Origin of the sequence: Pseudomonas meliae, from assembly GCF_001400515.1 — a bacterium.
In the GTDB taxonomy this organism is placed as follows: Bacteria; Pseudomonadota; Gammaproteobacteria; order Pseudomonadales; family Pseudomonadaceae; genus Aquipseudomonas; species Aquipseudomonas amygdali.
In genome coordinates this window covers 153-2,048 of sequence record NZ_LJQT01000097.1, presented here as the reverse complement: position 1 = coordinate 2,048, position 1,896 = coordinate 153, and the positions used below count along the sequence as shown (strand labels likewise).

The following is a 1,896-nucleotide window of genomic DNA, read 5'->3' as shown; positions in this document are numbered from 1 at the left end:
GCCGCCGATCAGGTAGCTCAGCGGGATGAACACGTCCTTGCCCGAGTTGGGGCCGTTCATGAACGCTGCACCCAATGGCAGGTGACGGCGGCCGATTTCCACGCCGGGCGTGTCGGTCGGAATCAGCGCCAGGCTGATGCCCAGATCTTCTTTTTCGCCGAGCAAGTGCTCAGGGTCGTAAGCCTTGAAAGCCAGGCCGAGCAGGGTGGCGACCGGGCCAAGGGTAATGTAGCGCTTTTCCCAGGTCAGGCGCAGGCCGATGACTTCCTCGCCTTGCCACTGACCTTTGCAGATAACCCCGGTGTCGGGCATCGCGCCCGCATCGGAACCTGCCAATGGACCCGTCAGCGCGAAGCAGGGGATATCTTCGCCACGTGCCAGACGTGGCAGGTAATGGTTGCGCTGTTCGTCAGTGCCATAATGCAGCAGCAATTCAGCAGGGCCGAGGGAGTTGGGCACCATCACGGTGGAGGCCAGGTCGCCGCTGCGGGTGGCCAGTTTCATGGCCACCTGAGAGTGGGCGTAGGCCGAGAAGCCCTTGCCACCGAATTCTTTCGGAATGATCAGGGCAAAGAACCCGTGCTCTTTCATGTGCGCCCAGGCTTCAGGCGGCAGGTCCATGGCCTGACCGATTTCCCAGTCGCTGACCATCGCGCAGAGTTCTTCGGTCGGCCCGTCGATAAAGGCCTGTTCTTCTTCGGTGAGCTGGACTTTTGGATAGGCCAGCAGCTTGTCCCAGTCCGGGCGACCGCTGAACAGCTCGCCATCCCACCAGACCGTACCGGCGTCAATCGCATCGCGCTCGGTTTCCGACATGGGCGGCAGCACTTTCTGAAACCAGCTGAACATGGGCGCGCTGAAGTGCTTGCGGCGCAGTTCGGGCAGCACAACAGGTACGAACACTGCCAGCCACAGCACCCAGAAAACAGTCAGCAGCCATCCTGGCGCGTGGCTGAAAATGCCCATGGCCAAGCAGGTAGACGGCTACCACGCCAAGCGCCGGGAGCGGGGCGGTACGCCGATGGGCCAGCCAGGCAATGCCGACGACCAGCACTACAATCCACAACAACAGCATAGGTATTCCTCCGTGATGACCGCCGCCGTGGCAGCGATCAAGAACTGGTCGCCGGGCAGTGGTGAGGCGACATCGATAGTGACCCCTGGTTGACGAGGAAGTTGCCGTCGCTTCTGGGTAGACTGTGAGCCTTTATTTATCAGCGACTGCGAGGGGAACGCAATGCTCAAGATATGGGGACGGAAGAATTCCAGCAATGTGCGCAAGGCACTCTGGATTGCCGAAGAAGTGGGCGTGCCCTACGAGACGCAGGACGCCGGAGGGGCATTCGGGCTGGTCAATGAAGCAGCTTACCGCGCGAAAAACCCCAATGGCCGGATTCCCATTATTGAAGACGGCGACTTCGTGCTTTGGGAGTCGAACGCGATCGTACGCTATCTGGCCGCCCGCCATGCCCCGGACTCGGACTTATACCCCGCTGACCTTCAGGCCCGCGCCAACGCAGACAAGTGGATGGACTGGACCTCCTCGACCATCGCGGCCCCGTTCAGCCCGGTATTCTGGGGCGTGGTACGCACCCCGCCCGAGAAACAGGACTGGCCGGCCATCGAGCAAGGCATCAAGACCCTGCACAGTCTGTTGCTGGTCGCCGATGAGGCCCTGTCTCGCCAGCCTTACCTGTCCGGCGAAGCTTTTGGCATGGGCGACATTCCCCTGGGGTGCTTCGCTTACGGATGGTTCGAAATGCCGATTGAACGTCCGCCGCTGCCCCACCTCCAAGCCTGGTATGCACGCCTCAAGACGCGTCCGGCGTATCGCAAGGCCGTCATGAGTCCGCTGACCTGAGCATGCAGTCTGAGCATTTAAGGAAGGTCTGAAAA

The 1,896-nt window shown here is 61.2% G+C and carries 1 protein-coding gene and 1 pseudogene; one reads left to right on the top strand and one right to left on the bottom strand.

All coding sequences use genetic code 11. The features are described 5' to 3' along the window. Nucleotides 1-1,075 (bottom strand): annotated as a pseudogene (locus tag ALO64_RS26140) (acyl-CoA dehydrogenase family protein); the annotation flags it as partial. Nucleotides 1,076-1,237: 162 nt separating this feature from the next. On the opposite strand from ALO64_RS26140, the gene ALO64_RS04345 reads away from it, so the two are divergent. Continuing rightward, nucleotides 1,238-1,861, top strand: a complete 624-nt coding sequence (locus ALO64_RS04345; protein WP_044345153.1) for a glutathione S-transferase — start codon at nt 1,238-1,240, stop codon at nt 1,859-1,861. Nucleotides 1,862-1,896: the final 35 nt, after the last annotated feature.